Here is a 25960-nt window from a genome sequence, read left to right on the forward strand (position 1 = left end):
TTTTTAACGCTGTTAAGTGTCAGATTTACTCCTTCAAATTGAGCAAGTATTAAGTTTAATTGGTATAAAGATGGGGCTCAAGCACCCCGCATCTCAGGTACTTAAAGGCAAAACACCTTGTCGATAACATCGCTCCCACCCCTTGTTACAGCTAAGGCACCTACATCAAGGTGAACAAATACTACACTTGGAATGACTTATACTTCAAGCAATCCCACTTTTGACGTTACGCCTGCTTTTTCACAATTTACATCAGTTATAACACCTAGCACTCTTTTCGAGGACTTATCGAAGATAAAGCATGGATGCTCGTTCTTCTCTAATCGTAAGCTAATGGTTATACTCAAACTTTTAGGTAACGCCTGAGCTATTACATCCTTTGAGGCCTCAGTAAAGAGTACATTTTCCGACGTAAATTGATAAAACTGTAGAAATGACAATGCACAGTGCTCACCTTGCTTGAGATCTTGCCGGTATTCGTATTGATAAAGCTTACTGCCGCAACCTGGACCAAAATAGTTGGTCGTCAACGCAGAAAAGTTGTAATCCCTCAGTGGTGGGTTAAAACCTCGTGCTTTCCCTCGCTTGAGGGTCGGGTGCCAGATCTGAGCATAGACACCAAAAAATGGCTGCTGCTGTTCATAAAGTACATATAAATCATCGTTATCTAACAGTCCTCTTGGGTGGTGCGTGTACTTATTACCACCTGCAACTTGCGCCGCTAAAAACTGTTTATTTTGTGAGAGCCTGTAAAGCATTTCTGCCAGCAACCTTAGCGTGCCTTCATCTATACAATCAGGCCCCGTATACAAACTAGAGACACAATTAATAAAATCATCAAAGCTAATTGCCCCATGACTATAAAAGTTATCAAATTGGCGTGCCATATATCTTCCTTGTTATTGCTGTTTTAGTCAGACAAGCACAAAGCAAGTCAGCTAAAATTCGTGTTCTTAGAGCAGCAACCTGCAAGTATCCAATCGCAAGCTGCGCCGTTTTCTTATACCAATTTGCTCAATTAACCTGACCTGCGGCTAATTAAATAGCCTATTTTTAGGCAAGCACATCTTATCGGTAACTCCGCCTCCTACTATCGCCACGTTCCTATATCCATGAAGGTAATATAGAAGCTTTTAATACCATTAGCGTCATATTTGCCACTTCAGATTAAGCCAATATTTAAACAAATTGATATGAGTCCTCAATTAAAGCTAATGCAGACTGAGTATAACGCAATAAATTAATTACAATTTTGACCGCAGGCGAATAAAGACTATTAATGAGATGAATAAAACGGGGAGATTTAGAGTATACACGTTATACACAACGCAAGCCGGTCATGAGTATATGTCATAAATACGTTAGATAAATTTATGCCTTCATAACAACCCAGAAAAGGAACTAGTCCATTACTATACTAACTCTACCTTTTTCATTGTTTTAAGTTTTACTAATCAATAAAATAAAATAAATCAAGGCGCAAGTTTATTGAGATTTAGATTCTGAAATAACCTTATCTTGCGCAAAGATCTCAACCTCAGTTTCGTGGGAAGAGATACTATGCGCATCCGTTGTTAACGTCAGAATAATAAATAGCACGGTCATCACAGCAAACGCAGTATTGACTGTTTTACCAAAAAAGCGTGTTTTGAGCATCACGATTTCTCCTAAAATTATCATTATTAAGCTTAGTCGAAATCGTGAGTAAAAAGGTTTAATTAAAACAAAAATAATGTACGAAAGAATTATCAAGGTGTATGAGTTTACCCTGAGCAAACGTGAGTTAATCGGCTTTGGCATTTCGATAAGCCTGCGTACCCCATAATGGCACTGTCGACAGGCTGTGCTTAAAGCTGCCTGAGGTTTCCTTTGTGGTGTAAGCCAAATACATCAAGGTTTGATTTTTCGCGTCAAAAATTCTTCTTACTTTCATTGATTTAAAAAACACACTTTTTGACTTTTTAAATACCACTTCGCCAGAGTCACTCTTGTCTATATTCGCCAGCATTGCAGGTGTTATTTCGCTCGTTTGACGACAAGAGATAGAGCTATCACTTGGGTCTGAAAAACTCAGGTCATCTTCAACACTCGCTACATGACAAGTCACGCCTGTAACAACAGGGTCAACCATAGAGTCCAGCTTTATATCTTTAAGCGTAAACAGACCGAGTGATACATCTCCAACTTCACTGTCAGAGCAACCAAGTAATGTACAAGATGCCAACAATGCAAACATCAGCTTTTTCATTATTTTTCCTTAGGGTATTTGACGTACAAAAGAAGCATACGGAGTTAATACTCTAAGCTATTTGAAAATTTTCGCAAATCGATACAACCAAAAAAAGCAATAACCATTCAAAAAATCAAAATAATTATTCACAACGTAAGAATAAGCATGTTAGCATGCGATGCAGTTTCAGGGTGGGTGAATTACCTAAAAAATACACAAAGTATGATTAGCTAACTTACCACCAGTTGTATGAAATTCTCTCTAAGCTCGGGACAAAAATGCACCATTTGCATAGTTACCCATCTCTAAAGATTGAAATTTCGTCACGTTTTATTCTTAATTTGAGGTTTCACCATTCATGAGTAAGCTCCATCCAAGCTTAGTCGCACTAGCTGTTAGTTCGAGTTTTTTTGTTGTGAATCAATCACACGCTGAAGAGCGCAAGATTCAAGAAAAGTCAATTGAACGAATTCAAGTGACTGCCACTCGACGTGCTGGCACAGTTCAAGAAGCACCATTAAATATTACTGCTGTAGACAGCGATGTGATGAGCGACCAAAATATTGGTGACCTTGAAGATGTAGCAAGGTGGGTTCCTGGTCTTACAATGACAGAACAAGGAGGCCGTGAGGGTTCACCTATTATTGTCCGAGGTTTGAATACTAATTCATCAGAGCGAGCCTCTGACTCGGGTACCGTAGCGACTTACCTTGGCGAAATCCCGATTAATGTCGATTTGCGACTCACTGACATTGAGCGTGTTGAAGTTTTGATTGGTCCGCAAGGTACGCTTTACGGTGCAGGCACACTTGGCGGTGCAATTAGAACCATGCTAAAAGCACCTGTGCTTGATATCATTGAGGGCAAGCTCAGTGGCGACGTATTCAGTATCAACGAAAGTGACAGTAACGGTCATGAAATCGGTGCTGTATTCAATATGCCGTTAGTAATAGATGAGTTAGCTGTTCGCGCTAGCATTAACCGCTATCATAACCCCGGCTTTATGGATTATAGCTATGTGGTTAAACAACCTGGCGTTTCAAACCCAGACCCCGACTGGTCCAATGCTGAGGATGTTAAAGCGAATATCAACGCAGTGGCGGATGCAAATGACGAAACCATCACCACTACGCGTGTTTCTCTACGTTGGTTGGTGAACGAGAATATCGATACCACACTGAACTATTTCCATCAAAAACAAGAAAATGGTGCTAATTCGATTTCACAGTACCAAAGCCTTGGCGCACAGCACCCGCTTGCAGACTCTATCAAACCATACGAGTCAGCCTATCGTGTGCTTGAACCTAACGAACAAGAAGATGACCTACTTAGCCTTGAAATCAACGCCGATTTGGAGTTTGCAGATTTAGTTTCGGCATCCGGTTGGTCAAGCAAAGAACAGCAAGGCCAACGAGATCAAACCGATCTCCTTTATGATATTTGGCCAGGCTACGCGGACTTTCCTAGTTTTACCGCTTTGACTAAAGACACTACAGATCAAGACACGTTTACCCAAGAGATCCGTTTAGTCTCTAAAGGGGATGACGCCCTAAATTGGATTGCAGGGGTATATTACAGCAAACAGGAAATTAGCTCAGATGATAGAGAGTACACGCCGGGGCTCACGGAGTTTTGGGGCGACGAAATCAACAATATTGAGCAAGATCTTGAGTATATCGCTCTGACTAATGCCACCAGCAAAGAGTCAGCATTGTTTGGCGAAGTTGGCTACGCATTTTCAGAGGATTTTAATATCACTGTGGGCGCGCGTTTCTATCGCTATGACGTTAACACTAAATCAGCGGCTGAAACCCCGCTCTATTCTGGTGGTCTGCCAAGTCTTGAGCAAATTTCGTTTGAACAAGTCAGTGCCAAAGACAATGGTAGCTTGTTTAAGTTTAATGCCAATTACACTTGGCAAGACGGACTACTGACGTACTTTACTGTCAGTGAAGGGTTTAGGTTAGGCGGTGGTAACGGTTTGGAGTCGTGCCCAGAAACATTGCCTGAGCAACAGATCATCTGTGCACTGCCGCATGAACTTAGCTATAGACCAGACACCACCACTAACTATGAGCTGGGGTTAAAGTCTACATGGCTGAATAATAAGCTGCATTTTAATGCCGCATTATTCAGTGTTGATTGGGAAGATGCGCAGATCTCATCTGTGACGGTAAACGGCCAAGAAATCATAACCTCCAATGCAGGCTCTGCGAACTCGACTGGTATCGAGTTATCAACCCGCGCTATATTGAGCGACCATTGGACAGTTTACGCAACCTATTCTTATGCAAAAGCGCAGCTGACTGATGATGCACCAGCCCTGTTTGCGGTATTCAAAGAAGGTGACTACAGCGCTGAAGAAATCGCGCTTTACCAGCCATACTATGACGGTACAGATGGCGACCGCTTACCTGGCGCCCCAAAACAGCAGTTTTCATTCGGTTTAAGCTACGAACAGGAAGTGTTCGACGACAAAATGCTTAACGTGAATTATGGAGTAACCGCGCAGAGTGACGTATACACTAAAGTCGGGTTAAAGGCTGACGGAGAGGTACTGCCAGGATTTGCCTTATCTAACCTCAGTGCCAAGCTTTCAAGCGAGCAATGGGCCGTCACCTTGTATGTTGACAACTTGTTTGACAAATTTGCTTTCACCTCGGTAAGACGAGACAAATCTTGGGCTGGTGAAGCTAAATTTGCGGCATTAAACAAAGCTTTGCCTGAGCAGCAGCGAGTGTACGGGCACTATGTCACAGCACCTCGTACTATAGGCCTCAAGCTAGACTATCAGTTTGAGTTATAATCAGTAAAAACCAAGATAGAGAGTGAGGCCGCCTTCACTCTCTTGTATATTGCGATGACACCATACAATCAGATCCAAAGCTACATTCAACAGCGCCAATTTCAAGCAGCGCATCACGCATTAGTCGCTCGCATCAATACCAATGCCAATGACCACCAAGCGTACGCTTTATTAGCCGAGTTGAATATGACTCTTGGCAACCTCAATAAAGCGCAAAAAATTTACGATAAGTGCTTAAGTTTATTTCCCCGTGCCCTTTATTCTCTGAGCGCTGCCAAACTTGCGCTGTTTACACAATCACCATTAGCTGCAAAGCGCTATATACAGCATTTGCTAGGCTGCACTCAATTATCGGGGTCAGAGCACGATACGCTTGCAAATATCTTACTGAGATTAAATCAATATACTAACGCTGGTTGGCATTTTAACCGTGCCTACACGCACGCACCGCACAGCCCTGAAATCGCGATGAACTATGCAATACACTTGAAAATGTCTGGTGAATTAGCTCAAGCGCGGACGCTGCTTGCCTCTTTAGTGCAAGCAAACTCAAGTAATGCAAAGTGCCAGTTAGCCTACTCAGAGCTTGCTCCTGTGGAATTAGCACCGACTCGCATCACTCAATTAGCTACTGAGATAACAGCGCAAACTACACCACTTGCATTACAGCGGCTTCACCATGCACTGGCACTCGAATACGAAAAGCAAGAAAATTATCCCAAGGCATGGCAAAGCTTTATTGCCAGTAAGCAAGCGATCAGTGCTGAGATTTCCTATTCACCTAAACAGATGACGGATTACTTTCAAGCACTTAGTAAACTTCTCGACAAACCTATTGAATTTGCACCAGAGCGGTCACTTGCACCAATATTTGTCGTTGGGCTGCCGCGCTCAGGCACCAGTCTGATGGAGCAAATTTTAGCGCAATTGCTGTTACAGCCACTGGGAGAGACCAGTATATTGCCTCAAGCACTTAGATTTTGTCATGATTATAACAGCAATATTCAACGCCTAAGCCGCGCCTATGAAGAGGCTAACGCCATTGAGCAATATCGTCTCTTTAGCGCGCAATCCGTTGATGGTGACAAACGTTTTATAGACAAACAGCCATTTCATTTTTTCTTTATCGATTTGCTTGCTAAGGCGTTTCCACGCGCAAAGTTTGTCGTGATGAAGCGAGACAGAACAGATACTTGTATCGCAAACTTCCGTCAACTCTATCAAACGAGCAGCCCCTTTCATGGCTACTCATACCGGATACAAGATATTCAAACTATGTATGATGATACTTATGCGTTTTTGCAAAAAGCCATACAAAAGCATCCGACTCAAATTAAATTGGTGAATTATGAATCGCTAGTAGAAGCGCCCCGCTTGACTATGCTATCGCTTTGTCACTTTCTCGAATTGGATTGGCAAGACAATGCACTTCACTTTTATAAGCAGGGTTATTACTCAGCAACAGCCAGCAAAATGCAGATCAGACAGCCATTAAATAACTCCAGTGTAGGCAAATATCGAAATACATACCCAATTTAGGAATATTGCTCCGTTACGGTGATGATGCTAACGTTAGGAAAAAGGAATACAAAACAATAATGACATGAAGCAACTACTCCCTACCCTTTGTTTCGCAGCGCTCGTGGCTTGTACACCGGCCGAAATAACAAAAACCGAACACGCGCTTAACCATGCCCAACAACAAAGAGACATAGAAGCACAGGCAAATGCACTTAAAACGCTCAGTGGGTACGATAGCGCCACATGGCAAGCGATATACCAAGAAACACAACTGGCTTTTGCTTTGCTATTAGATGCAAAAACAGCTTATGAAAGCGCAGATATCGTTACGGCTCAAATAAAAGCGGCACAATCAAAAAGTATTAATAACTCACTACAAGCGGATAATTTACTGCGCGCATTATCTACAGATTACCCACTGACTGAATTGATCGATGTATTGGTGAAACTACACACACAAGCTAGCCAAGAAAAAATGACACTTCATGGTTTTTTTAACCAGCCACCCAGTAAGTGGAACATTATTGAAGTTAATGAAAAACTCTCGCTGATCAACACGCATATTCAAGCAATCAAAAAGCAGATTGAGGCGATCCCAGAAGATAACAAGGACAAATTAGCTTACCAAACGGTGCTGGCAGAAGCGAGAGCTCAGATTAATCTGTTGGGCAAACAGGAAAGTGTACTGTTGCGCAACCTCCAACAACAATTGAGTAAGCGACATGCAGAGCAATTTGTACGGCTCCACCACACAGTGACAGAGCAGCTTAATAACTTTGAAGAACGAGTGGTAGCCTCGATGATCCGCCAAGATCAAAATAAGTTAATTGAGACAATGCAGCACCAAAGCGAGCTGCTGTACAACATTGATCTCATGTTAAAGCAGACAGGCTCTGCTAGACATGCTGAGTTTGAACCTTTTTACCTTGCTTATATTCAACTGCTAAATAAGTCCAAAGATTACAGAGAGTATGCACAAAAGGGAAAAGCCGCGCTCACATTATTGAAACGCGCCGACGTTCCAAATAATTATTATCAGCAGTATAAAACGCTCGCATCAACCCCATTGACATTAAGCAATGATTTTTTGATGTTTGCGCGCTCACAACATGAGTCTAAATTTTTATATCGAAAGCATTAATGATTAACGGCTGGCTATCCACCAAGCCAACAGCACCATAGCCGTTGTAAAAACAACTGCTTTTATTTTATGCTTTTTAATTAGCTTTTCTGCCTGATCACCTGCAAAGTAAACGACCGCCGCCAAACCAAAATAGCGCAGTGAACGGGCAATACAAGTTGCAATTAGAAATTGTAAGAGTGAAAATTTAGTAGCACCTGCTGCTAACATGGCAATCTGAAACGGTATTGGTGCTATGCCTAAGGTCAGCACAAACCAAAATACCTGACTTTGCATCTGCGCTTTCACTTGCTCAAATTGAGACTAACTCGACAGCAGCTCAATAACAGAATCCCCCACTACATCAAATAAATAATAGCCCAACGCATAACCAAATAGGGCATCAATCACACATCCAACTGTCGCCATTAACGCAATTAGCCACAGCTTTTCTCGCCTTGCTTGCATCAGCGGCACCATCACTGCCTCGAGGGGAATGGGCACGATAGTTGACTCTAAAAAGGATGCAACGGTGATCCCGTTAAGCATATTTTTTGATTCGACCAGTCGCTTAGTCTTTTGCTTCAATTTAGCCTTAACTGCCATTATGCGCTCCCTGTTTACGGTGGAACCTGAAACTCAGATTATGTTATGACTCCAGCTTAATCTAACGTAGATTGCAACTGAATGAGTTAGCCTCCCTTATCTTCTTAAATCCGGCTCGATGAGGTACCCTGTTCACAGCAACATAACTGAGAAGGCTTCCATGAACTATTTGGCGCACTTGTACTTTGCAAAACCCACAGGCGCATCATGCTTTGGTAATCTACTTGGCGACTTTCAAAAAGGTGTTGATGTAAAGATGCTGCCAAACGCTGTGCAGCAAGGTCTGAAAACCCACATTCAAGTCGATAAGTTCACTGATAGTCATGCAATAACCAGAGCTGCGAAACAACTTTTTTCGCCATCACGCCGTCGCTTTGCAGGGATAGCCATAGACGTATTGTATGACCATTTTTTAATTAAGTATTGGGACAGCTTTCATACAACGCCTCTACATCAATTCAAACGTAGCCGGTTCGCCTTACTCCAAGACAGTTTAGGTGCTATGCCAACCAACATGCAGCGCGTTGTAACGGCAATGACAACACATGACTGGTTTGCAACTTATGAGTCTGTTTCAGGTGTTGGTCTGGCGCTGGATAACATTGCAAGGCGCATTCGTTTTGCTAACCAATTTACAGGCAGCGAAGCTGACATAAACAAGCATTATCAAGAACTTGAAAGCGGGTTCAACACCTTCTTTCCACAGCTCATTGCACATATCAGTGATGTTCAGGGTGAACTGCACTGATAGCTAGCTATGCTCAACCCCATATATCTTTTTGCTGTTTTTTCGGCATTTTTTCGACCACAAGGTGAAATGAGTTATCCATCATCCGTTCAAGTTCTCCAGTTGGAATGGATCCATCAAGCACCACCGTGTTCCAAAGTTTTTTATTCATTGATACATATAACCCCATAATTATTTGCATGGTTTCTTAAGATATATCGCTTTTTATGGAATTGATAACCTTTAAAAAAACTTCAATTTCTTCAGGCGAAACAGACGATGTAATTAATTTTTCTAGTTTTCCTTGTACTTCTTGAAATGTTATGAGCGTATCTCTACCTTTTGCTGTTAGACTTAAAATTTTTTTTCTACTATCTTTTTTATCACGTTCTTGCTCTATCAAATCAAGATTTACCATTTCTTTTATTATTCTAGTAACCAGCGCTTTATCTTTTCCAAAGATAGTAGTTATCTTTTGGGCTGTGCAATTAGGAATGCTTGCAACTAACTTTAAGACCTTATAAAAAACAGGGTTATAATCAAGATTGGCTAACTTTAATTCTCTATCTAATTGTTCTCGAAATTCCTTCATGAATTTAAAAATAGATTCAATTACTTGTGGTTGATTCATGTTATTCTCAATAAAAGTAGTTGACGACAGTCAACTAAACTGCAACTATGAATTATAGTTGATGACAGTCAACTATAATTGAGCTTGTATGGAGAGTCTATACCCTATGCAACATTGTAGTTAATTTAGTTAGGTAATACTTATATGAAATATATAAAAGATACATTAGTGTTAAGTACGCTGGAATCACTTTATCAAGATGCTTCCCATGACTTTAAAAAAATGTTTCCACTGATATTTAAATTCTTATTTAGCAAACTGAAACCCAAAGATTGTCAAAATGCATACTTGCCTATAGATAAGAATCAAGGTGAATTTTTGTATGACTATATAGTTTCTAATAATTCGAAAAACATTGTAGAGTTTGGCACATCATTCGGAATATCAACGATTTACCTAGCAGCAGGAGCAAGAGAAATTGGTGGTCATGTGATAACTACTGAACTGGTTGCTGAAAAATGCAAAGTTGCTATGAGTAATTTCCATAAATGTAACTTGGCAGAGTTTATTAAACTAAAACAAGGTGACGCTTTGGAGACCTTAGCTAATTATCAAGATGAAATTGATTTATTAGTGCTGGATGGTTGGGGAGAACTTTATCTTCCCATTCTAAAGCTTTTAGAGCCGAGGTTATCAGATGGCGCTTTAGTTTATGCTGATAATGCATCATTTCCAGGTATGAGACCGTATATGGCATATGTAACGGAAAAATCAGAAAACTTTGAGACAAAAATTGTTAAAGTTAAAAAAGGAAAAGTAGCAGTAAGCACTTACAGAGCTCAATAAATAATAGAAACTATAGTTACAAATTAACCAAGGTTGATTGTTACGCTTTCTTGGTCATCTTCTTAACTACCAACATATATGAATTATCTATCATGCGCTCTATTTCGCCTTGTGGAATAGAGCCATCGAGTATGATGGTGTTCCAAAGTCGTTTATTCATGTGGTAACCCGGTAACACCGCACTAAAAATATCTCGCAGCGCTTGTGCTTCATCAGGATCGCATTTGAGATTTACACGCCAATGGCGATGCTCGTCATCTTCTTTACCCATTTTACCAAGCGCCAACGTCGCAAACATTCTGTCCTTTACTTTATACACATCAACACCTTCACCAAAAGGCTGACTTACACTGGTACAAGGCTTGGCTAGTAAGTAATCATGTACTTGTTGATGATCCATTGTGCAACTCCTGTTTAATAGAACTTGACGACTCGATATAGTTTGAACCTAATCACTCATAGTGTATATCAGTACATGTTTGGTATCTTATCTATAATACTGTATATTTGAACACTACTGACACTCCCTGACACAGCCCCATGATTTACTGCTCTACGAACTTAATAGGAGACGTACTATGCAACAACATATCGTAGAGATCGTAAAATTTAAATTAGCTATTAGCGCAACAGAGCAGGATTTAATGCGTGTTAACACTGACTTTGCTCCATGGATTGAGCAACAGCCTGGGCTGCTATATCGGTCACTCAGTAAAGATGACCAAACCGATGAATATATCGATGTATTCTATTGGCAATCATTAGCACATGCGCAAGCAGTATCTGAACAATTCCCAACCACTGAAGTATGTAAGCGACTAATGCAGTATACAAACAGTGAAAGTGTCTCCATTAGTCGAAGCCATATCGTCACTCAAACTCAATGTAGTGGATAAGCACTACATCTTTTAAAAAGGAAAATTCGTGCATAAATCCGAACGCCTCTTCCAGCTAGTGAATTTGCTCAAGGGTCGGCGATTAGCTGTAACAGCCAAATCGTTAGCCGCTCACTTTAGCGTATCGGAGCGTACGATTTATCGCGATATTCAGGACTTACAAAGTTCTGGCGTGCCAATTGAAGGGGAAGCTGGTATCGGCTATGTCATTGCCGATTACCCGCTTCCTCCTATGATGTTTAGTTATGACGAATTAACAGCACTCTTGCTTGGCAGTAAAATGGTCAGTGCTTGGACGGATCCCGAACTAAGCGCCCATGCAAAATCAGCCATTGCCAAGATAGAAGCTGTACTACCTGCGCATCTTAAGCAACAACACGAACACTCTCCCTATTTGGTATCTAGCTTTAAACATGGGCCACAACAGCAATCGTTTAGTGCCAAGCTCAGAGCGGCCATCGAAACTCAGCGATGTGTAACCCTTGACTATAAAGATGCCTTACAGCAACACTCTCAACGCGTTATCGAGCCACTTGGATTAGTCTATTGGGGTGGTAAGTGGACACTCATCGCATTTTGTCAATTACGCAGCGACTACCGCGAGTTTCGTTTGGATCGTATCACTGCGATAAATAAAAATGAGCAGACCTATGCTGTTAGCCCTGATAAAAACCTCAACCATTATGTTGAACTAGTTAAAGCCAAATACGCCGAAGAAATTGCACAGCACCAAGGCCAAGCACCCGATAAGAGTGGTCAATAACCCTAAGCTCACTGCCCGATTCATATTTTGTTACTAATACTTGCACATCTAAAATCAACCTTTTCAAACTGTACCACGACTAATTCTGTACATCAGACTTTTCCCTTTGAGGTGCTTATGAAAACCACAAAATCAATACTCATTATTTCGGTAACACTGGCGTTGAGTGCCTGCGTTGGCTACTCCAAAGCAAATCCAACTGAGGTGCAAACACAAGGCAGCTATCAGCTTATCGCTTACCAAGACTGTATCCCAATAATCAAACACACCATGGACTCCGAGCAGGTTGGTGCATATAAAGCACTTAAAGCGGCAGAGCGTGATATGTCAGCTAAAGAGTTACCAATAAGAGATATTGAGGACAAGCTTGCACTGCTGAGCAAAGAAATAGAGGCCATTAGTATAGAAGCGATACGAGAAGACGACAGTCAACTTGTGATCAATAAAGCGTTATTGGCTAAACAAGAAGAAAAGGCCAAGCAGATTGAAGCAATAATTGAAAATCATAGCGACAGTTTTGATGCTATTGGTGACTATGCCGAAAAAATCGAAGCCGCAGCAAATCGTTTTGATAAGGCGCTAAAACCTATAATAGGCGACTTAACAGAGGTCAATATTAATATCATCGAACCCGGTGAAACCCCCAGTGTCCGTTGCCTCGTTTCAAGCTAAGTGAGCTGAACTAGCTGAATGGAGGAAACTATTCCTCCAACTGTATTTGCATTGAAGTTAGCGGCAGATGTCCGGTTGACATTAGCTGATTTAATTTCTTTATGGACTTGCAATTTAACTTCTATGTTCTTTTGCAGTAAGTCTACATCTGCTGGACTCTTCATTTTAAGTCGTAATCGCCATTGGAAAACAAAAACACCTTAATCATAATTTTGGTGCATATTTTGCTCTACATATTTGCTTGCAACGTGGAAGGAATCTCAATACCTCACGCAAGCAATCCTAATTGTGGTAGAGAACTACCCATTCATTTTTTACTAAGGAGTAGAGCAAAATGAAAAAACTGTTAACCACCGGCGCTTTTATTATCACCAGCGCGCTTAGCGGTTTTGCACACGCCAACGACATCAACCCGCAACTACAAGCAAAGCTAGATGAAGCTAATTACTTATATGAGTCTGGCCGCTATCGAGAAGCGTTAGATATTGTTCATTGGCTTGATGAGAAAGGAGTAGCAATTGACCATGATTTTTATCCGGTACGTTTAGGCACACTTTTGCCGCTCTGGAAAAGATTATCCTCATCATATAATCCCGCCCGAACTAGTTACAATTCAAAGTTAAAAGTCACCATTTTTGATACGTTCAATAACCCTCAAAATTGCACGAGTTATGACGACACACAAGTAATGCTCGACATCAATGGCAGCTATGATGAGTTTATTACTTTATTGGAAAACAAAGAAGTTGATTACCCGAGAGTGTGGCAGCGTTGTTGGGATCAAGCAAGTACGTTAGCAGCAGTGGAGCATGCTTCGAAACTGCTAATCGAGTCATACTTAGTTGACTTATCTGATCACTTTGACTCTTATTTTGTGCCGTTAATTGATGGCTTATACTTACAATGCTCAGATTATGATGGTGATGAAGAAACAGAGTGTCAAGACGGTGTCAAAGACTATCTCTTGGGTATATCATTATCATACCAAAACGCGGCTATGATCCATTATGGGCTATCAGAAGCAGGGAGTATAGGTGGGTCGACCTTAAAGCTACTTTTAAAATGGCAAAACGTAGAACTTTAACTTCATAAACTAACGTGATGGCGCGGGGGACACCCTGCGCCGCAAGCTTCACATTCCAAGCCTTCAATACGTGCTTTACACTTGATTATGGCGATAACAGCCTATTTTATTGATTGCACTATTAATACGGGACAATTTTGGCTTGTGCTTAGTGGCTTGTTTGTCACTACAAGATATTGGTTCAGCTACGAGCATGTACTAGTTGACGATGAGTTTGCTGCCCTGCGTCTATTTGACGACACACAACCTGTAGAAGCAAAAGCATAACAGCGGTAACAACTATACTATTCAACATCCTATCGTTTAGTTATGGGAGACAAAAGGTGGCAATTTGAGGTAGTGCCGGGCGGTATATGCCCAACACCCAATATCAACAATTTAATCACACATGACATACAAATGTATCGGCAAAAAACCTTATCTTAAAGCTCAGGCTGCCTTAAGGTAAGGCTCTTGGCCTTTGTGTTTTGCGCTGCGTTGATAGCTGCCTTTTCCCTTTTTGCTCTTCTCGATTTTTGCTCTGAACAAGGGGCTGGTTACCAACGCTTTTAGTGCATTATCTTTAATTTCACCACGCTGATGAGCATGTTGAATCTTACTTTTTTTAGTCATTATCCACTCCGAATAAATGTATAAATAGAAACGAAATTAATAAGCCTACTGTGGTCTAAATAAGCACGGTAGACACTGCACGGATAATAACCTAACGCAGTTAAAGCGCAATGCTTTGACAACAAATATTTTTAGCTGCTGATAGAAAAGTATAGCAACTAGGTTAAGTAAAAATGGTATAACCGCAGTTGTCATGCCTATACTTAACTTTAGTGCAAAAGGCCACCCAATCTATTTGTGATAATGACCAATATTAAGATAGCAACCGGGGTTGAATTACATTACCAAGACGAAGGAGAGCGATGCGCACCTGTCATCATTCTTATCATGGGTCTTGGTGCACAAATGACAGTATGGCCAGATGAGTTGTACTTTGGACTTGTGAACAAAGGGTTTCGCGTGATCCGATTTGATAACAGAGACTGCGGTTTATCAAGCCATTTAGATAGCCTAGGCTCACCTAACGTGATCAGAACAATACTCAGTAAAAAACTTCCGATCCACGCTCATATTCCCTACACCTTAGACGATATGGCGTCAGATGTAATAGGACTCATGAAAAGTTTAAAGATAAAGCGCGCACATCTAGTTGGTGCGTCCATGGGGGGAATGATTGCGCAAATAGTTGCGGCCAAACACAGAAAAAAGGTAGTGAGCTTAACGTCTATTATGTCAACTTCGGCGTATCCTCAGTTTACTTTTTCTAACCTCAAAGTGATGTTACAGCTCGCCAAGGCAAGGCCTAAACCAAACTGCCGACAATCAGCTGTACAGTATAATATCAAGCTCAACAAACTGATTGGAAGCCCCGCCTACCCACAAGATGAAATGACACTTCACCAACTCGCAAAGCAAAATATTGAGCGCGCCCATAGCCCTGAAGGGTTTAAACGCCAACTCACAGCAGTAATAGCAGGCCGTTTTCGCCAACATGCTTTATCACAAATCAAAGCGCCAACACTTGTCATCCACGGTACGGATGATCCCATTTTCCCTATCACTTCAGGGTTACAAACTGCAACGCGTATCCGAAAATCAAAACTCAAATTAGTCAATGGCATGGGGCATGATTTTCCACCAGTTTTAATGCAAAAAATAGCAAAATGGATAGCAAAGCACGCTTTCAAGGCGGAACAAAAACGGTATAAAAAGAGTTTACATAAAGTGATCTAAGGTCTCGTGTGGGTATATCAAATTATTACGACTTTTCATGAGACATACTTTTTAGCTTAATTGCGAGTCCACATGCAAAATATACTTTCACCACACCGACTACCATTAAATGAAAATTCGCACGGGACAAGAGGTCAAAATTATAAATACTAGCTATGATTAACTTGGAGTAAGTGGCCAATTCAACACACCAGTGATAAAGGGCAAGCCCCTCTTTTATTATGCCAAACACAATCAAACCAACACCGGTTAAAAATAGCAATCGACAATACCACACTGCAGTTTCTAAACCCGGACATTGTAAGTTTCGAAATGGAATAAACTTCATACTCTTTCAGCTTCTGCATATTTTGGATCAAAAATACGTGGCAATTAAATCATTGCCACGTTAATGGTTGGAGAAGCTAAAATTATCCAACTAGTGCAAGCAAAATACCAGCAGCGACCGCACTGCCTAATACGCCAGCAACATTTGGCCCCATCGCGTGCATCAATAAAAAGTTATGTGGATTACTCTCAAGACCGACCTTGTTAACCACTCGCGCTGCCATCGGCACTGCGGATACTCCTGCCGCACCTACCAGAGGGTTAATCGGAGTATTGCTAAAGCGGTTCATGGTTTTTGCCATTAATACCCCGGTTCCTGTGCCAATACCAAAGGCAACAGCCCCTAACGCCAGAATTCCCAATGTTTCTATCGTTAAAAACTGATCTGCTGCTAATTTTGAGCCAACAGCCAGACCAAGGAAAATGGTTGTAATATTAATAAGCTCGTTTTGTGCCGTTTTACTAAGGCGATCCACCACACCACACTCTTTCATCAAGTTACCTAAGCAAAACATACCAACTAGTGGTGTTGCGGCAGGTAAAAACAATATCGTCAAGCCAAGTACAGCGAGTGGAAATAATATCTTTTCTGTTTTCGATACGTGACGTAATTGCGGCATTGCTATCTGACGCTCTTCTTTTGTGGTGAGCGCTTTCATGATCGGTGGCTGAATAATCGGCACCAACGCCATATACGAATATGCAGCAACGGCTATTGCGCCCAATAGTTCAGGGGCTAATTTTGATGCCAGAAATATCGCAGTTGGGCCGTCAGCACCACCGATAATCGCGATTGCAGAGGCATCTTGTAGAGTAAATTCAAACCCTGGGATAAAATTAAGTAAAATAGCGCCGAATAAGGTTGCGAAGATCCCAAACTGAGCCGCTGCTCCTAATAACAGCATTTTTGGGTTTGCAATCAATGCACTAAAGTCTGTCATCGCGCCAACCCCCATAAAGATTAACAAAGGGAATACACCGCTATCTATGCCAATGTAATAGACGTAATATAACAAGCCGCCGGGATCTCCAAGCCCTGCAACGGGAATGTTGGTCAAAATAGCCCCAAAACCAATTGGCACCAAAAGCAGCGGCTCAAAACCTTTTGCAATTGCTAGGTACAATAGCCCACAACCCACGGCCATCATACACAATGCAGGCCAGGTAAAATTCGCAAGCCCTGTTGCTTGCCACAAATTAATCAACCCTTCCATTTTTGCTCCCTTACGCTAAAGACATCATAGCGTCGCCAGCACTGACTGAGTCACCTTCGGACACCAATAAATCTGCGACTCGGCCGCTGTGGGTCGCACGAACCTCTGTTTCCATTTTCATCGCCTCCATCACAAGCACAACATCGCCCTCTTGTACTTCATCTCCGGCGCGTACCATTAACTTAAAAATGTTACCAGCAAGCGGCGCATTAAGAGTTTCACTTGAACTTACTGAAGTTGACTGTGGGATGAGTTCACTGTCTTTTACTTGTACCTCTTGCAACTCGCCACCAGGTGCCACAACAACGTCATACACTTTGCCATCAACTTTTACGCTATAACGCTCTGGAGTTGATGCTTTACCTGTTGCAGGGGTTGCTGTTGTTTTTTGCTCTTTGCTCTCAAATTGCGTGGGTTTTGGTTCAAAAGCATCAGGGTTGTTGCGGCTTTTTAAGAATTTAAGACCAATTTGAGGAAATAAAGCGTAAGTCAGTACATCATCAATAACGTCTTCGGCCAACGTAACCTGTTCGCTTTTCGCGGTCGCTATCAATTCACTTTGTAAGCTATCAAGTTCTGGCTCAATTAAATCAGCTGGGCGGCACGTAATAGGCTCCTTACCTTCCAGTACACGCTGCTGTAAGGCGTGGTCAACATCAGCGGGAGTCGCACCATATTCACCTTTTAGTACACCTGCGGTCTCTTTGGTTATCGACTTGTACCGCTCACCTGTAAGTACATTCAATACTGCTTGTGTCCCTACAATCTGCGAAGTTGGTGTAACTAACGGCAAGTAGCCAAGTTCTTTTCTTACACTTGGGATCTCTTTTAAAACAGCGTCAAGTTTATCTCCAGCTCCTTGCTCTCTTAACTGGTTTTCCATATTGGTAAGCATACCACCCGGTACTTGAGCCGAGAGAATACGACCATCCACACCTTTTAAACTGCCCTCAAATGCTGCGTATTTCTTTCTCACTTCACGAAAATAAGCCGCTATTTCCTCTAATGCGAGTAAATCTAAACCGGTATCACGCTCAGTACCTTCAACAATTGCAGCAATGGTTTCTGTTGCACTGTGACCATAGGTCATGCTCATAGATGAAATAGCTGTGTCGAGCATGTCAATGCCTGCATCAATGGCTTTTTGATAGGTCGCAGTACTCAACCCAGTCGTAGCATGACACTGCATTGCAATCGGTATTGATACTGTCTGCTTTAGCCCTGAAATCAGTTTCTCAGCGTCATAAGGCTTTAATAATCCCGCCATATCTTTAATACAGATTGAATGACAGCCAAGGTCTTCAAGTTGCTTAGCTTGAGTTAACCACATCTCCAACGTATGGACTGGGCTCACAGTATACGAAATCGTTCCTTGCGCATGCGCCCCCACCTTTATCGCTGCTTTGATAGCAGTTTCTAGGTTACGCACATCATTCATTGCATCAAATATTCTAAAGACATCAACGCCGTTATGGTGAGCACGCTCGACAAACTTTTCAACCACATCATCGGCGTAATGCCGGTAGCCTAAAAGGTTTTGGCCACGTAACAACATTTGCTGTTTGGTTTTAGGCATCGCAGCTTTCAATGCACGGATCCGCTCCCAAGGATCTTCTCCCAAATAGCGAATACATGAGTCAAAGGTTGCACCTCCCCAAGATTCAACCGACCAATACCCCATATTGTCGAGCTGTTCAGCAATCGGAAGCATATCTTCTAATCGCATTCTGGTTGCTAATAATGATTGGTGCGCATCGCGCAACACAAGTTCAGTAAGCTTTAACTGTGACATGCAAGACCCCTATTAATTATTTTTTCTGTAGGTTGCAACAGCTGCACTAATCGCTGCAATATGTGCCTGCGGCACCCCTTGTGAAGAAGCTGTTTTGGCTATTTTTTGCCGTGAAGTGCTAGACTCAGCCTCTTTGAGCTGAGCGGCGAAGTTTGCTAAAAGCCGCATCGCAAAAATCAAAATAGACAGAAACAAAAACACACCAACCATACCAGTTAACATTAAGTTTCCTGCTTGCAATAACTGTGCGCCAATATCCATTTTTACCCCTTACTTGCTATCCGGTTTTATTCTTCGCGTTAACGAACTGATACAAACCTTCACTTTTTATCGATATTTATTCACCTTATAACAAAAAACGTTTCGCTGTAAAGCCCATTGTAAATTGGTAATACCAAAAATATTAAACTTATGCCAATCATATAGTTAGCTATAAAAATCGCCTAAAATATTGATGGTATGCGTAATAAATATGAAAAATATTCAAAATAGTAGCAGGTAATAGTCAAGATCTGGGTCTCACTTAATGGGAATTTGGTTATCTTAATTATATTTGTCAATTGGACTGACCAAAAAGGTAAGTTTACGTAAACGTTAAGCTGTAGCGCTTATTTTCCGGTCTGTGTAATAAATTTGTTTTAATTACTCTAACCTAGCATTACCGCTTTGAACCTGTATAAAGGTATAATTAAGGTAAATTTTCACTAAAGTAATTACGTATGTCATCGCCTAAAGAAAATGAAAATTTATCTTTCCAAAGTCAATTTAAGTTAGATAAGGCCTATTACAAAGAGTGCTTTGAAGAATCTGAAGCAAATGGACTGGCGATAAAACCTAAATATGGTCTATTAATACTGCTTGTCGCGCTCGGTTTTTTCGCTATTTATGGATTACAAGAGCACTACCTTGGCAACTTTCTTATTTTGCTAGCCGTAGTCGAATGCTTAGCCTTTTATTATCGTAAAGCTTGGTGGGTAACTAGGCAGGCACTTTCACGAGCCGCTGGCAATGTGGTTACAGTATCAATTACCGATAACCAGATCATCACTAAAGCCAGTCATGCTGAGTTTTGTTATGCTTTTAATGCTATTGAAAAGTTAATTGAAACAGAGCGAGGTTTTTTGGTCTTTCAAAGTAACAAGCCAAGTTATATTAGTAAGTCAGGGTTAAGTGCAGAAGCCATCGAATTTTTGTCACAGAAAGTGACAAAGAACATATAGAAATGATAAACCCCACATTCGTGGGGTTTACTTATGCAAGTTAAACTAACTTGCTTAATAAAGTGAACAATATTCAAAGCAAAAAACCTTGTCGATAATCTCAAGAGGCTTTAGCTCTATCGGCATAAAAATTTGCTATTCAGTTGTTCTAAATAAAATTTTTACGATGTTAACGTCAGGTTTACACCTTCAAATTGAGCAAGTATTAAGACAAACTAGGTATCAAGTCACCTTAACTCACATACTAATTCAATACCTTGATCACATATTGCCTGGGCTAGATTTCTCAGCCTGAATACGCATATAGATTTCTTCACGGTGTACTGAAACATCTTTAGGCGCGTTTACACCAATACGTACTTGGTTACCTTTAACACCTAGTACTGTTACAGTCACTTCATCACCAATCATCAGGGTTTCACCTACTCGACGAGTTAGTATTAGCATTCTCTTGCTCCTGTTATTCCAAAATTTAAAAGATTCCGCATCAAATCCATTTTAAATAAAACTTCCCAGAAAAGTAAGCAAAAACTTAGTTTACTCAGTACTTTCCAATTCGAACTTGGCATGTAATGCTCTCACTGCCAGTTCGAGATACTTCTCCTCTACAAGTGCTGAGATCTTTATCTCAGAGGTAGATACAAGTAGAGTGTGAATGCTTTCCTCGGCCAATGCCATAAAAAATAGACCGGCGACACCAGAGTGAGATTTCATCCCGATCCCAACCGCCGACACTTTTGCCACGTTAGCATTAACCTCCATTGTTGCACCACCAAAATTTTGTAGATGTGGAAGTAAAACTTCTTGTGCCAACACAGCATCATTAACCTGCACAGTAAAAGCATAGTCTATTTTTTTATCACTGTGGTTCAAATGGTTAATCATGTCAACTTCGATATTATATTCACCTAAAAGCGTGAGAATATTAGCCAAGTTGCTTACTTTTACGTCGATATTTTTAACTAAGATCAATACTTCATCTTTGACACTTGCTATCCCAGACACAATCTTAGTATTTTTCATCTTTGCTTCCTCATAGCTAATTAAAGTGCCATTATCAGGGGAAAATGATGACAGTACTCGCAGCGGTACATTGTATCTACCAGCCGCTTCAACAGAGCGGATCTGCAATACTTTTGCGCCAACGGACGCTAACTCCAGCATTTCAGAAAAAGTGATATGTGATAGCCGCTTTGCATGTGGCTCAATGCGTGGGTCGGTCGTATAAACACCATCAACGTCGGTATAAATCTGACATTCATCAGCCTGCAAAGCACCTGCAATTTCAACTGCTGAGGTGTCTGTACCGCCTCGCCCAAGCGTGGTGATATTACCTTCCTCGTCACGGCCTTGAAACCCAGCAATAATAGCAATCCGATTATGCTCTAGCTCTTGCCTTAAGCGCGTTGTATCTATCTGGGTAATTCGCGCTTTAGAAAACATATTGTCAGTTTTGATACCAACTTGATCCGCCAGTAAGCTAACCGCTGAGTGGCCTCGCTTAATAATAGCCATTGCCAATAGAGAAATTGAGACTTGTTCACCCGTCGTGATCAACACATCTAGTTCACGGGCGCTGGGACGTGCATCGATTTGTTGTGCAAGAGAAATTAGGCGATTTGTCTCACCCGACATTGCAGACAATACGACCACCACTTGGTGGCCCTGTTGTTGTGTTTTAACCACGAGATCAGCGACTGCCTCGATACGCTCTATAGAACCTACCGAGGTGCCGCCAAACTTTTGTACAATCAGCGCCACTTGCTGATTACTGCGTTACTTCATTTAACCAATCAGAAACACTATTGAGTGCTGTGTCAAGGTTTTCTGGTTGTGAGCCTCCAGCTTGCGCCATATCAGGACGACCGCCTCCTTTACCACCAACCTGAGAAGCCATATGATTAACCAGTTCGCCAGCTTTAACCTGACCGACAAGATCTTTCGTTACACCTGCAATCAGGCTTACTTTTTCACCGTTCGCAACACCCAGTGCAATTACACCCGAGCCAATCTTGTTTTTCAGATCATCAACCATACCACGTAAGGCCTTAGACTCAGTGCCTGCAACATTAGCTACCAGTAACTTAATACCATTCACTTGAGTTACCGAGTCTAGTAGTGTTGCACCCGCAGCACTTGCAAGTTTGTCATTCAACTGTGCGACTTGCTTTTCAAGGCCTTTTGACTTTTCAAGCAGTGCCGTTACTTTTTCCAATACCGATGAGGTATCACCTTTAACTAACGCCGCAATTTCTGATAACACTTGCTCTTGTTCATTCACATAAGCAATAGCATCAGCACCAGTTACCGCTTCAATACGACGAACGCCAGCTGCAATACCACCTTCTGAAACTATCTTGAAGAGGCCAATATCACCTGCACGCTTCACGTGTGTACCACCGCAAAGTTCAATTGAGTATTCACCAATTGATACGACGCGAACTTCATCGTCGTACTTTTCACCAAAGAGCGCCATCGCTCCTTTGTCTTTTGCGGCATCAATATCCATCAGCTCCGTTTGCAGAGCAAAGTTACTACGGATCTCAGCATTCACGGCGTCTTCAACTTGTTGCAGCTGTGCTTTTGTCACACCTTCAAAATGCGAAAAGTCAAAGCGCAAACGATCAGGTAGTACCAACGAGCCCTTTTGAGTAACATGGTCGCCTAGTAAGTCGCGTAGTGCTTTATGTACCAAGTGTGTTGCGGTATGGTTTTTCTTCACTCGCTCACGACGCTCAGCGTCAATACGTGCATCCGCCTTGTCGTTGATACCAATACGGCCAACAATATGACCATGATGTGCAAACGCATTACCTAATTTCTGGGTATCTGTTACGACAAATTCACCATTCGCCACTTTAAGTACACCAGTATCACCTACTTGGCCACCCGACTCAGCATAGAAAGGCGTACGATCAAGCACAACGACACCGTGCTCGCCATCTTCTAGCGTATTCGTGTGCTGACCTTCTTTGAAAATTTCAATCACAGTTCCAGTATAGTGCTCAGCATCATAGCCTTTAAAATCAGTGTGTTTTTCTGACTTGAGACGCTCATTGTAGTCAGCGCCAAATTTACCAGCTGCTTGTGCTTTTTTACGCTGCTCTTCCATACATGCTTGGAAACCACGCTCATCGATTGTCATAAAGCGTTCACGTGCCACATCTGCAGTCAAATCTGCGGGAAAGCCGTAGGTGTCATAAAGCTTAAACACCAAGTCACCAGGGATCACATCGCCTTCAATACCTTCAAGATTTTCTTCTAAAATGGCAAGACCACGATCCAGAGTTTTACCAAACTGATCTTCTTCTATACGCAGTACTTTTTCGATGATAGCTTGTTGTTTAACTAGCTCCGGATAAGCTTCACCCATTTGCTCAGCCAGCGCAGCGACTAATTTGTAGAAGAATGCGCCCTTCGCGCCTAACTTGTTACCATGGCGAACCGCACGACGAATAATACGACGAAGCACATAACCACGGCCTTCGTTAGAGGGCATGACGCCATCTGCAATAAGGAATGCGCAAGAGCGAATATGGTCAGCAACAACTCGTAGTGATTTATCTTCTAAGTCCTGAGCATCCGTAACTTTTGCTGCTGCTTGGATGAGCGCTTGAAATAAATCGATTTCGTAGTTTGAATGTACACCTTGCATGATCGCTGAAATACGCTCTAAACCCATGCCGGTATCAACCGACTGCATTGGCAGCGGTTCCATTGAACCATCGGCATGACGGTTATATTGCATAAATACTAAGTTCCAGATCTCAATAAAGCGGTCACCATCTTCTTCAGGCGAGCCAGGAGGTCCCCCCCAAATGTGCTCACCATGATCATAGAAAATTTCCGAACATGGGCCACAAGGACCTGTGTCGCCCATTGACCAGAAGTTATCAGATGTCGCTATGCGGATAATGCGCTCTTCAGGCACTCCAACTTGCTTTGACCATATGTCAAATGCTTCGTCATCTTCGTGGTAAACCGTTACCAGTAGTTTTTCTTTCGGCAGCTTAATGACGTCCGTCAAAAATCCCCATGCGAACTTAATGGCATCCGTTTTAAAATAGTCACCAAAGCTAAAGTTACCTAGCATTTCGAAGAAAGTATGGTGTCTTGCGGTGTAACCCACGTTTTCAAGGTCATTATGTTTACCACCAGCACGAACACAACGTTGAGAGCTTGTTGCTCGTGTATATGCTCGTTTTTCAGCACCTAAAAAGGCATCTTTAAACTGCACCATACCGGCGTTAGTGAAAAGTAGTGTGGCATCGTTGCCCGGAATCAACGAGCTTGAAGGCACCACTTGGTGCTGTTGTTTAGCAAAGAAATCTAAGAAGCTTTGCCTAATTTGTGCGGTAGTCATATGCTGCATGTGATCATTCACCCTTTATTGCTTCTTGCTCTGCTGCGTTCATTGCAGCTTCAATTGCAAAATCTATTTCATCAAAACTAAAGCCACGATAGCTCATATACCGTACGCGCTTTGTTTTTTCTTTATATTCTAACGGTTGCTCGCAAACACCATACTTTTTTTGATAGGTTTTTGCAGCTTGCATGTACCAGTCAATTTCGCGTTCAGCGAACAACGCATGCAATGTATCGCGGCTAACTCCTTTTTGCCCGGCATCTAGTAAGATACGCTTTGCTCCAAGTCCTTTGGCTATTTGTCGATTCAAAAAGCTCTCTGCAAAGCGATGGTCATTAACATAGTCTAGTGACACAAGCCACGACACCAGTTGTTGAGCAACTTCTGCCGTCGCCCCTTTTTGCAGCAACTTTTGCGTCAACCCAGTTTGTGAATACTCTTGTCGAGATAACAACCAAACTGCGTAGTTTTTTAGTTTTTTTACTTCTAACTCGTCCATTACGCGTCGAAACGACCCGCATCAGATTGACCGTTACTTTTATGTGCCTCAAGTTCATTTTTATCAATAATTGTAGGCATAAACATAGCCTGAAATGACACAAAAAAGCCTATCATGGCCACAGGCATAATAATAATCGCTGGGATCATTGAAAGTGGAATAGACGCAACGATTAATGCGGCGATAACCAATCCAAAAACCGTCAACGCCCCCATGTTGTGATAGAAGGCTGCTAATGAGCATTTCATTGCATGGAAAATGCGCTTTTCGCCTTGGAAGAAAACTTGTGGCACAACAAAAGCAAATGCCATCATTACTGTGGACTGTGCGATCACAAATAGAGCCACTTCTAGAAAGTTCATGTTACTCGCTACCAACTGGATCAATTGCTCCGGTGAGGTATTTGGCCCTGCACTTTCTATGGCCGTTGCCACATCACTAAATAACACGCCAGCAACCATAGTTAGCAGCAGCGCCCCCGCCATCTGGTAAATACCAACACGAAATAAATTCAGACGTCGACCCTTTGCTGCAAATGGGTCAAAAATATCAGCAAGCTTTGCTGCTTTATTCGTTTGTTTGTTGATAACAGCAAGATAAAAGCCTGCGCTTAAAAAAGGCCCGGATAAGGCAGCGATAAGATGAAAAACTGGCGCAAACAGCGGCAATAAGCTGACAACTGCCATGAAGATATACATCAACATAAAAGTCAAAGGTTGAGTTTTAAAAATTTCCCAACCCGCTTTTACCCATTGGATGCCCATATTTGCTTTGAATGTTCGAATAGGAGTCGACATAGTCCACTTAATTTAAGCTATAACGTCCTTGATTATACTGATTAGAGGGTCTGGTGAAAAGTCATGTAAACAGGATTTGTCTGGGCTTTTTCGTAATCCCTAGGCTGCTTCGCACCCA

At 41.9% G+C, this 25960-nt stretch carries 28 protein-coding genes and 1 pseudogene; 12 read left to right on the forward strand and 17 right to left on the reverse strand.

Annotation, left to right across the window (positions count from 1 at the left end; all coding sequences use genetic code 11):
* Positions 1-197: 197 nt before the first annotated feature.
* The 3 genes from D9603_RS16940 to D9603_RS16945 all read right to left on the reverse strand — a co-directional run bounded on the left by D9603_RS16940 (position 198) and on the right by D9603_RS16945 (position 2248).
* Positions 198-887, reverse strand: a complete 690-nt coding sequence (locus tag D9603_RS16940; RefSeq protein ID WP_128732209.1) for a transposase — start codon at positions 885-887, stop codon at positions 198-200.
* Positions 888-1485: 598 nt separating this feature from the next.
* Positions 1486-1659 carry a hypothetical protein gene (locus D9603_RS21870; protein WP_167508252.1) on the reverse strand — a complete coding sequence of 58 codons (174 nt, stop codon included), beginning with the start codon at positions 1657-1659 and terminating at the stop codon, positions 1486-1488.
* A gap of 124 nt (positions 1660-1783) precedes the next feature.
* Positions 1784-2248: a CreA family protein gene (locus tag D9603_RS16945; RefSeq protein ID WP_125254003.1), complete on the reverse strand. Its 465-nt coding sequence runs from the start codon at positions 2246-2248 to the stop codon at positions 1784-1786.
* A gap of 340 nt (positions 2249-2588) precedes the next feature.
* On the opposite strand from D9603_RS16945, the gene D9603_RS16950 reads away from it, so the two are divergent.
* From D9603_RS16950 to D9603_RS16960, 3 genes are all read left to right on the forward strand, one after another.
* Entirely contained in the window at positions 2589-5036 is a 2448-nt protein-coding gene (locus D9603_RS16950) for a TonB-dependent receptor (protein ID WP_128732210.1), read from the forward strand.
* Between the two features lie 54 nt (positions 5037-5090).
* Positions 5091-6575 (forward strand): sulfotransferase, encoded by a 1485-nt coding sequence (locus D9603_RS16955; RefSeq protein WP_128732211.1) that lies wholly within the window; start codon positions 5091-5093, stop codon positions 6573-6575.
* Between the two features lie 64 nt (positions 6576-6639).
* Entirely contained in the window at positions 6640-7698 is a 1059-nt protein-coding gene (locus D9603_RS16960; protein ID WP_128732212.1) for a hypothetical protein, read from the forward strand.
* Positions 7699-7701: 3 nt separating this feature from the next.
* On the opposite strand, the pseudogene D9603_RS16965 reads toward D9603_RS16960, so the two are convergent.
* Positions 7702-8283 (reverse strand): annotated as a pseudogene (locus tag D9603_RS16965) (VTT domain-containing protein).
* A 160-nt stretch (positions 8284-8443) separates the two neighbouring features.
* On the opposite strand from D9603_RS16965, the gene D9603_RS16970 reads away from it, so the two are divergent.
* On the forward strand, positions 8444-9031 hold the full coding sequence (locus D9603_RS16970; protein WP_128732213.1) for an ACP phosphodiesterase: 588 nt from the start codon (positions 8444-8446) through the stop codon (positions 9029-9031).
* Between the two features lie 13 nt (positions 9032-9044).
* On the opposite strand, the gene D9603_RS21875 is transcribed toward D9603_RS16970, so the two are convergent.
* Both D9603_RS21875 and D9603_RS16975 read right to left on the reverse strand, forming a co-directional pair.
* Positions 9045-9182: a hypothetical protein gene (locus tag D9603_RS21875; protein ID WP_170178653.1), complete on the reverse strand. Its 138-nt coding sequence runs from the start codon at positions 9180-9182 to the stop codon at positions 9045-9047.
* A gap of 36 nt (positions 9183-9218) precedes the next feature.
* On the reverse strand, positions 9219-9641 hold the full coding sequence (locus D9603_RS16975; protein ID WP_128732214.1) for a MarR family winged helix-turn-helix transcriptional regulator: 423 nt from the start codon (positions 9639-9641) through the stop codon (positions 9219-9221).
* Positions 9642-9785: 144 nt separating this feature from the next.
* Here D9603_RS16975 and D9603_RS16980 point away from each other — a divergent pair, with 144 nt between their 5' ends.
* Entirely contained in the window at positions 9786-10427 is a 642-nt protein-coding gene (locus D9603_RS16980) for a class I SAM-dependent methyltransferase (protein WP_128732215.1), read from the forward strand.
* 40 nt (positions 10428-10467) lie between these two features.
* Here the strand turns inward: D9603_RS16980 and D9603_RS16985 are convergent, their stop codons facing one another.
* A complete protein-coding gene (locus D9603_RS16985; RefSeq protein ID WP_128732216.1) occupies positions 10468-10827 on the reverse strand; it encodes an MmcQ/YjbR family DNA-binding protein in 360 nt (119 codons plus the stop codon).
* 178 nt (positions 10828-11005) lie between these two features.
* Between D9603_RS16985 and D9603_RS16990 the strand changes: the two genes are divergently transcribed.
* The 5 genes from D9603_RS16990 (at position 11006) to D9603_RS17010 (ending at position 14109) form a co-directional block, all read left to right on the forward strand.
* Positions 11006-11323 carry a hypothetical protein gene (locus D9603_RS16990; RefSeq protein ID WP_125254010.1) on the forward strand — a complete coding sequence of 106 codons (318 nt, stop codon included), beginning with the start codon at positions 11006-11008 and terminating at the stop codon, positions 11321-11323.
* Positions 11324-11351: 28 nt separating this feature from the next.
* A complete protein-coding gene (locus D9603_RS16995; RefSeq protein WP_128732217.1) occupies positions 11352-12086 on the forward strand; it encodes a YafY family protein in 735 nt (244 codons plus the stop codon).
* A gap of 117 nt (positions 12087-12203) precedes the next feature.
* A complete protein-coding gene (locus tag D9603_RS17000; RefSeq protein WP_128732218.1) occupies positions 12204-12758 on the forward strand; it encodes a hypothetical protein in 555 nt (184 codons plus the stop codon).
* 334 nt (positions 12759-13092) lie between these two features.
* Positions 13093-13842 carry a hypothetical protein gene (locus D9603_RS17005; RefSeq protein ID WP_128732219.1) on the forward strand — a complete coding sequence of 250 codons (750 nt, stop codon included), beginning with the start codon at positions 13093-13095 and terminating at the stop codon, positions 13840-13842.
* An 87-nt stretch (positions 13843-13929) separates the two neighbouring features.
* Positions 13930-14109, forward strand: a complete 180-nt coding sequence (locus tag D9603_RS17010; RefSeq protein ID WP_128732220.1) for a hypothetical protein — start codon at positions 13930-13932, stop codon at positions 14107-14109.
* 162 nt (positions 14110-14271) lie between these two features.
* On the opposite strand, the gene D9603_RS17015 is transcribed toward D9603_RS17010, so the two are convergent.
* Positions 14272-14454, reverse strand: coding sequence for a ribosome alternative rescue factor ArfA (locus D9603_RS17015; protein ID WP_128732221.1), 183 nt, complete (start codon positions 14452-14454; stop codon positions 14272-14274).
* 243 nt (positions 14455-14697) lie between these two features.
* On the opposite strand from D9603_RS17015, the gene D9603_RS17020 reads away from it, so the two are divergent.
* Positions 14698-15627 carry an alpha/beta hydrolase gene (locus D9603_RS17020; RefSeq protein WP_128732222.1) on the forward strand — a complete coding sequence of 310 codons (930 nt, stop codon included), beginning with the start codon at positions 14698-14700 and terminating at the stop codon, positions 15625-15627.
* Between the two features lie 25 nt (positions 15628-15652).
* Here D9603_RS17020 and D9603_RS17025 read toward each other — a convergent pair whose 3' ends face one another.
* The 4 genes from D9603_RS17025 to D9603_RS17040 form a co-directional block, all read right to left on the reverse strand.
* Positions 15653-15955, reverse strand: a complete 303-nt coding sequence (locus D9603_RS17025) for a hypothetical protein (RefSeq protein WP_128732223.1) — start codon at positions 15953-15955, stop codon at positions 15653-15655.
* Between the two features lie 82 nt (positions 15956-16037).
* Positions 16038-17168, reverse strand: coding sequence for a sodium ion-translocating decarboxylase subunit beta (locus D9603_RS17030; protein WP_128732224.1), 1131 nt, complete (start codon positions 17166-17168; stop codon positions 16038-16040).
* 10 nt (positions 17169-17178) lie between these two features.
* A complete protein-coding gene (oadA, locus tag D9603_RS17035; protein WP_128732225.1) occupies positions 17179-18960 on the reverse strand; it encodes a sodium-extruding oxaloacetate decarboxylase subunit alpha in 1782 nt (593 codons plus the stop codon).
* 12 nt (positions 18961-18972) lie between these two features.
* Entirely contained in the window at positions 18973-19221 is a 249-nt protein-coding gene (locus tag D9603_RS17040) for an OadG family transporter subunit (RefSeq protein ID WP_125254021.1), read from the reverse strand.
* Between the two features lie 458 nt (positions 19222-19679).
* On the opposite strand from D9603_RS17040, the gene D9603_RS17045 reads away from it, so the two are divergent.
* Positions 19680-20180, forward strand: coding sequence for a YcxB family protein (locus D9603_RS17045; protein WP_128732226.1), 501 nt, complete (start codon positions 19680-19682; stop codon positions 20178-20180).
* Between the two features lie 261 nt (positions 20181-20441).
* Here the strand turns inward: D9603_RS17045 and csrA are convergent, their stop codons facing one another.
* The 5 genes from csrA to D9603_RS17070 form a co-directional block, all read right to left on the reverse strand.
* Complete coding sequence (gene csrA / locus D9603_RS17050; protein ID WP_010375935.1) at positions 20442-20627, reverse strand: carbon storage regulator CsrA; 186 nt, start codon at positions 20625-20627, stop codon at positions 20442-20444.
* 90 nt (positions 20628-20717) lie between these two features.
* Positions 20718-21941, reverse strand: coding sequence for an aspartate kinase (locus D9603_RS17055; protein ID WP_125254023.1), 1224 nt, complete (start codon positions 21939-21941; stop codon positions 20718-20720).
* A gap of 7 nt (positions 21942-21948) precedes the next feature.
* Positions 21949-24552, reverse strand: coding sequence for an alanine--tRNA ligase (gene alaS / locus D9603_RS17060; protein ID WP_128732227.1), 2604 nt, complete (start codon positions 24550-24552; stop codon positions 21949-21951).
* A gap of 4 nt (positions 24553-24556) precedes the next feature.
* Positions 24557-25045, reverse strand: coding sequence for a regulatory protein RecX (locus D9603_RS17065; protein WP_125254025.1), 489 nt, complete (start codon positions 25043-25045; stop codon positions 24557-24559).
* Entirely contained in the window at positions 25045-25842 is a 798-nt protein-coding gene (locus tag D9603_RS17070) for a BPSS1780 family membrane protein (protein ID WP_125254026.1), read from the reverse strand. Before D9603_RS17070 ends, D9603_RS17065 begins: the two co-directional genes overlap by 1 nt.
* Positions 25843-25960 lie beyond the last annotated feature (118 nt).

Origin of the sequence: Pseudoalteromonas sp. PS5 (assembly GCF_004103255.1) — a bacterium.
GTDB lineage: Bacteria > Pseudomonadota > Gammaproteobacteria > Enterobacterales > Alteromonadaceae > Pseudoalteromonas > Pseudoalteromonas peptidolytica.